At 63.6% G+C, this 6210-nt stretch carries 7 protein-coding genes; 4 read left to right on the top strand and 3 right to left on the bottom strand.

The features are described from left to right. The 3 genes from fliN to motA all read right to left on the bottom strand — a co-directional run. A partial coding sequence (gene fliN, locus EN984_RS18855) for a flagellar motor switch protein FliN (protein WP_127383878.1) occupies nucleotides 1-352 on the bottom strand: 352 nt, incomplete at its 3' end. 16 nt (nucleotides 353-368) lie between these two features. After that, nucleotides 369-1316 carry a FliM/FliN family flagellar motor switch protein gene (locus tag EN984_RS18850; RefSeq protein WP_127269588.1) on the bottom strand — a complete coding sequence of 316 codons (948 nt, stop codon included), beginning with the start codon at nucleotides 1314-1316 and terminating at the stop codon, nucleotides 369-371. Between the two features lie 32 nt (nucleotides 1317-1348). Next, nucleotides 1349-2224, bottom strand: coding sequence for a flagellar motor stator protein MotA (gene motA, locus EN984_RS18845; protein WP_127271433.1), 876 nt, complete (start codon nucleotides 2222-2224; stop codon nucleotides 1349-1351). A gap of 146 nt (nucleotides 2225-2370) precedes the next feature. Between motA and EN984_RS18840 the strand changes: the two genes are divergently transcribed. The 4 genes from EN984_RS18840 to EN984_RS18825 form a co-directional block, all read left to right on the top strand. Continuing rightward, nucleotides 2371-3492, top strand: a complete 1122-nt coding sequence (locus tag EN984_RS18840) for a DUF1217 domain-containing protein (protein ID WP_127269590.1) — start codon at nucleotides 2371-2373, stop codon at nucleotides 3490-3492. 7 nt (nucleotides 3493-3499) lie between these two features. Beyond that, nucleotides 3500-4222 carry a flagellar basal-body rod protein FlgF gene (gene flgF, locus EN984_RS18835; RefSeq protein ID WP_127269591.1) on the top strand — a complete coding sequence of 241 codons (723 nt, stop codon included), beginning with the start codon at nucleotides 3500-3502 and terminating at the stop codon, nucleotides 4220-4222. A gap of 3 nt (nucleotides 4223-4225) precedes the next feature. After that, complete coding sequence (gene fliI / locus EN984_RS18830; protein ID WP_127271435.1) at nucleotides 4226-5629, top strand: flagellar protein export ATPase FliI; 1404 nt, start codon at nucleotides 4226-4228, stop codon at nucleotides 5627-5629. Continuing rightward, on the top strand, nucleotides 5616-6210 hold a 595-nt coding region (locus EN984_RS18825), incomplete at its 3' end, for a hypothetical protein (RefSeq protein ID WP_127383877.1). The genes fliI and EN984_RS18825, both read left to right, overlap by 14 nt.

The following is a 6210-nucleotide window of genomic DNA, read 5'->3' as shown; positions in this document are numbered from 1 at the left end:
GCCTGATGCCGAACCGCGACGGATCGCTTTCCAGCACGGTGATCTCGCCGCGCGCGATCTTGCGGCCGTTGACCACGACGTCGACAGGTTCGCCGATGCGGCGATTGAGCGCCACGGTCGACCCTTTTTGCAGCGCCATCAGATCGGAGACCGGCATCTCGGTGCTGCCGAGGATGATCTGGACATCGACGGGGATGTTCATGATCACGCTCGAATTGGCTGATGAGGCCGCCCTGAAGGCCGCATCGGGGCGTTGCTCCTCTTCATGCAGGACACCGCGCAACTCTTCGATGGCGCGATCGAGTTGCTCGTCCGGCTGGTCGAGGTCGGCTTCCGCCTTGGTTTTGGCCATGATCGTCTCCAAATGCTCAGGCGCGTCCGGCGGCAGCCGGCATCAGCCCGTCGATAAAGTCCTGCCCGGCGTCGTAAGGATGCCTGATCCGGACGGTGTAATTCTGTCCCAGTTTGCCGAACTCGCATACGAACAGCGTCTTGCCCCGTGCGCTGAGACGCGCCTGGGACTGGGCCGTTTCCTCGAATTCGATGACGTCGCCGATTTCGAAACCGGCGAGATCGCCGAGCGTCAGCCGCGCCAGCGGCATCGTGGCCTCGAGCGCCACGGTGGAGCGCATCACCTCTTCCGAAAAGCGGGCGCGCCAGCTGGGGCCGTGATCGTCGTCGCTGACAGGCACGGCTCCGTCGCGGCTGGCCAGCACGACGCGCTGCGGCATCGTCACCGTGACGGTGCCACTATCGGCCGGCGTCGAGATGCCAAGCACGATGCGGATTGCCGCGCCATCGCGCAGCACATACCGCTTCGCCTCGGTGCCGGACATCGCTCGCGGCGCGGGCAGGCGCAGGTCGAGCGAGCGCTTTCCCGATCCGTTGAGGGCCTGCGCGACCTGCTGGAACACCATGGTCGAAACATCGATTTCGATCTGCGACAGATCGCGTTCGATCGGCGATGCCGGCAGATCCGGGTCGCCGCCGAACAGCGTGCAGACCATGATCGCGATCGCCGGAGCATCGATCACCAGGGTCATCGCATCAGAGGACGCCGACGAGCCGATCACGGTCATGGCGAACGTGTCGCCGGCACGCGAACGCGCCTCGGGAACGCGGCTGACCTCGATCGCTTTGAGGTCGACGACGACCGGAACGCCAAGCTCGCTGGTCAGGCTTTTCTGCAACAGCGGTACGGCGCGTTCGGCCATGGCGCGGCCTGCGTCGATGACCTGCGCGGCCTCGCCGCTGTCGCCGACCAGACGCTCGATGATCAGCGAACGCGCTTCCGCTGGGCTGCCCGGACTGGTCATGACAGTGCTGGGACCGATCTATCGCGCATCGTTCAGGCGGCCTTCTTTTCGACGGCACCGGTATTCATCGTGCTCTGTTCGACGGCATCGATCGTCGGCCGTTCATAGGACGAGATGGTCTTGCGGCCGAACTCGATCGCTACCTGCGGCAGCGCACCGTTCATGTAGGCCAGCAGTGTCTGCTTGACGATGATATAGAGGCGGTTCTTCTTTTCGCGCACCGTCTTGATCTTGGTCGCGACCGGTCCGACCACCGAATAGGACAGGAAGATGCCGAGGAACGTTCCGACAAGTGCGGCACCGATCAGACCGCCGAGGATTTCCGGCGACTGGTCGAGCGCGCCCATCGCCTTGACCACGCCGAGCACGGCGGCGACGATGCCGAGCGCCGGCAGGCCATCGCCCACCGCCACCATCGCGTGATAGGCCTTCATCTTGTCGGACCTGATGGTCTGGATCTCTTCGTCCATCAGCGCCTCGATCTCGTGCGAGCGGGCATTGCCGATGATGATGATACGGCAGTAGTCGCAGATGAAATGCGTCAGGTCATGATTGTGCAGCACGGTTGGGAACGCCTGGAAAATCGCCGACTCTTCTGGATTGTCGATATGCGCCTCGACCTCGCTGCGGGATTTCGACCGCAGCTCGCGCATCAGCGAGTGCAGCACGCCGAGCGTCTCGAGATAGTCCTGTTCCTTCGGCACCGCCTGCTTGAAGGCTTCGAGAATGGCCTTGCCGGTGTCCTTGACCGTCTTCATCGGATTGGCAACGAGGAAGGTGCCAAAAGCCGCACCACAGATGATCACGACCTCCCATGGCTGGATCAGCACGTGAAGATGGCCGCCCATGGCCATGAAGCCGCCAAGGACGCAGCCGAGCGTTACCACCAGTCCAATCAGAATGCCCACGACAGGTCCTTCCGCATTTCACATCAGGAGCTAGGGATAGTCCCCGTGCCTTGTGTGAGGCTTGAATCGAGGGCTTGGAAGCGATTCAGTTTCGCGCAAGGAAGTAGGGGTATTGTGCCGGCATAGCTTCGGCCGGAGGCACGTCTTTGCTCAATACCTTTACGAGCTACCAGCTCATCACCAAGGACATTTCAAAATCGATCGACAGGATCGAGCAGCAGCCCGTGGTTGATCGCGACACCAAATATTATCTCGCGAATATCACCAAGGTGAAATCGATCGACGATTTCGTCAAAAACGACCGTTTGTTCAAGTATGCCATGAAGGCCTACGGGCTGGAGGACATGGACTACGCCAAGGCCTTCATGGTCAAGGCACTCAAGGAAGGCGTCTCCGATCCCGACAGCTTCGCCAACAAGCTGACCGACAAGCGTTACGCCGAATTCGTCAGCGCCTTCAACTTCGCCGCCAACGGCGCCGATGCGACCATCTACAACAAGACACAGCAATTGGTGACCAAGAACTATGCCATCCAGGCCCAGATCGCCGGCCTCGATCCCAATTCGGCCTATGTGAAGGGCGAGACGACATACTATCTTGCCAACATCACCAAGGTGAAGTCGATCGACGATCTGATGTCGAACAGCCGGCTCTACACATACGCGCTGGCGTCATTCGGTCTCGACTCGGCGACGGAGGACAAGGATCTCATCAAGCGGGTTCTGCAAGGCGGCGTCCGCGACCCCCACAGTGTCGCCAACAAGATGACGGACAAGACCTATGCCGCGCTTGCCTCCGCCTTCAACTTCGAAGCCTATGGCGAAAACACCACCACCATCAATCCGGCGCAGCAGCCGACCGTCGACAAATACATGCGCCAGACCCTCGAAGAGGATGCCGGTCAGGCCAACCAGGGCGTGCGGCTGGCGCTTTACTTCGATCGCAAGGCCCCAACCATCACCAGCTGGTATGACGTGCTGGCCGACACCGCGCTTGCCAGTGTCGTGCGCACCGTGCTCGGCCTGCCCGATTCCTTCGCCACCGCCGACGTCGACAAGCAGGCGCAGCTGTTCGAGCAAAAACTCGACATCTCGGATTTCTCCGACCCCGAGAAACTCGGCAAGTTCCTGACCCGCTTCACCAGCATGTACGAGATCAACCACCCGACTTCATCGGCCGTCACCTCGGTCAGCGTGCTATTTGCCCAGCCACTCACCGTCGGCATCTCCACCGACCTGATGATGGCCATGCAGAAATTGAGGTTCTGAGGCCATCATGCGGGACAGCCTGTACGTCGCCCTTTCGTCGCAGATCGCGCTCGAGCGGCGCCTCGACACCATCGCCGACAACGTCGCCAACGCCTCGACGATCGGCTTTCGCGCTACCGGCGTGAAGTTCGAGGACGTCGTCTCCGGCACCGGGCAGAAATCGGTATCCTTCGCCTCCCCGGGCAAGACCTACCTTTCCGGCGCCCACGGCGCCTTGAGCGAGACCGGAAATCCCTTCGATTTCGCCATCCAGGGCGATGCCTGGTTTGCCATAGAGACGCCGGTCGGCACCGTCATGACCCGCGACGGCCGCTTTTCGATGAACGAGAACGGCGAGCTGATGTCGATCGAGGGCCACCCGGTGCTCGATGCCGGCGGCTCGCCGATCCAGCTTGATCCCCGCAACGGCCCACCCAAGGCCGGGGCCGATGGTTCGTTGCGCCAGAACGATCAGCTTGTCGGCTCGATCGGTCTCTACAATTTCGACCCAGGCCCGAACTTCGTCCGCTACGGCAATTCCGGCATCGTTCCGGCACGCACCCCGGAGCCTGTCACCGACCGCTCCGATGTCGGCGTCGCCCAGGGTTTTCTCGAAGAGTCCAATGTCAATCCGGTGCTGGAGATCACCCGGCTGATCATGGTCCAGCGCGCCTTCGAGAACACCGCCGCCCTGATGCGGCAGACCGACTCGTCCACAGACGAGGCGATCAAGACGCTCGGCTCGAAATAATCCATGTCGCTCGACCAACCATCCCTGCGCGCACCCGAAAGACAACTCCAGCCGGCGCCGGAAGACCGGCTTGCCGCGCTGGAACGGGTCTGGCGGCGTTTCGCCGACGCCGAGGCGCTGCTCAAGCGCGGCGGCCGCGTCATCGAAGTCACGCCCACGCACTACAAGGTGCACGGCCTTTCCGGCTTCGCCAGGCTGGGCGACATCGTCGAGCAGCGCGGCGATGCCGGTGCGCGGCGCGGCGAGATCGTCAAGATCGGCCGCGACGAGGCCGTCGTGGCACCCTTCGAACGCAGCGCCGATTCCGGCATCGGTGATGCCGTTTTCCGCCGAGGTCCGCTCGTGGTGGCGCCGCATGCCTCGTGGCGCGGCCGCACCATCGACGCACTCACCAGGACGATCGATGGCGGCCCGCCGCTCGCCCGGGGAGACGACACATCGCGCGGCGCCCAGACGACGCCGGGAGCCATGGCGCGGCAACGCGTCGGCACTGCCTTCATGACCGGCGTCAAGGTCATCGACATCTTCACGCCGCTCTGTTTCGGCCAGCGCCTTGGCATCTTTGCCGGCTCCGGCGTCGGCAAGTCGACGCTGCTCGCCATGCTCGCCGGCGCCGACGCATTCGATACCGTCGTGGTGGCGCTCATCGGCGAACGCGGCCGAGAAGTGCGTGAATTCCTCGAGGATACTATCGGCGAGAGCATGGCCAAGACCGTCGCCGTCGTCGCCACCAGCGACGAAAGCGCCATGATGCGCCGGCGTGCGCCGGACACCGCCATGCGCGTCGCCGAGCATTTCCGCGACCAGGGGCATCGCGTTTTGCTGGTGCTGGATTCGATCACCCGCTTCGCCCACGCCCTGCGTGAGGTGGCGACGGGGACCGGCGAGCCGCCGGTCGCGCGCGGTTATCCGGCCTCGGTGTTCACCGAACTGCCCAAGCTGCTCGAACGCGCCGGGCCGGGCGGGGAAGGCAAAGGATCCATCACCGCCATCATTTCCGTGCTGGTCGACGGCGACGATCACAACGATCCGGTCGCCGATTCCGTGCGCGGCATCCTCGACGGCCATGTCGTGCTCGACCGTGCGATCGCCGAACAGGGTCGCTATCCCCCCGTCAACCCGCTGTCGTCCATATCGCGGTTGGCCGGAAAGGCCTGGAGCGTAGAACAGCGCGCGCTGGTGACAAGGCTGAAGTCGATGATCTCGCGCTTCGAGGACACGCGCGATATCCGGTTGCTTGGGGCCTATCAGGGGGGCGCCGATGCCGAACTGGACATCGCCGTGCGCCAGGTGCCGCTGATCTATGAGGCGCTGACGCAAGCGCCGAAGGATCGCCCGTCGACCGACCCGTTCTCCGATCTCGCCCGCCACCTCAAGAGCAAGCTGAAGGCCGATGCCGGAGACTGAACGCGAATATACCGAGCGCATCCTGCGCGACATGATCGCCGAGGCCAACGCCGTGGAGCAAGCCGAGGCTGACGAAGCGAGAACCGCCAAGGCAAAGGCCGCCCGTGACATCGCAGCCAAAGCCGAGGCCGTTCTGGCCAGAGCCGTCAAGCCAATCCTGCCACGAGCTGGCAAAGCCGATCCTGATCTGGCCAGGCCCGTCGAACCCGCTCTGCCCCGGGCTCCCCAGGCGGTGGCTGCCGAGATGACGCAGGCCAGCCGCGACTCGCTGATCGACGGGCTGTTCCCGCGCACCGAATGGCCGCAGCCGCCAAAGGCACCGTTTCCCCGACTGAAGAAGAAGTCCGACCGACGCAGCGATTTCGTCATAGCCGCGCTCGGCATCACGCTCGGCCTGATCTGCGCCCTGTTTCCCTGGTACATCTTCTTCAACCAGGACCAGTTTGGCGTCCAGGCGATGAAGTTCGGCGGCACCGGCTCCAATTCCGGGCGAGCGGGCGGCGGCGTGGTCGCGCAACGCAGCGCGCCGCTGACGGCAAAGGATATTCCCGCGGCCAATCTCGATCTTCTTGCCACGGGGA

This window comes from Mesorhizobium sp. M7A.F.Ca.CA.004.12.1.1 (genome assembly GCF_003997835.1).
Lineage (GTDB): Bacteria > Pseudomonadota > Alphaproteobacteria > Rhizobiales > Rhizobiaceae > Mesorhizobium.
This window is presented reverse-complemented; position numbering and strand designations above follow the sequence as displayed.

Coding starts and splice junctions, on each gene's coding strand:
- EN984_RS18850 (WP_127269588.1), bottom strand. CDS start 1,316: ATGACCAGTCCGGGCAGCCCAGCGGAAGCGCGTTCGCTGATCATCGAG.
- flgF (WP_127269591.1), top strand. CDS start 3,500: ATGCGGGACAGCCTGTACGTCGCCCTTTCGTCGCAGATCGCGCTCGAG.
- fliI (WP_127271435.1), top strand. CDS start 4,226: ATGTCGCTCGACCAACCATCCCTGCGCGCACCCGAAAGACAACTCCAG.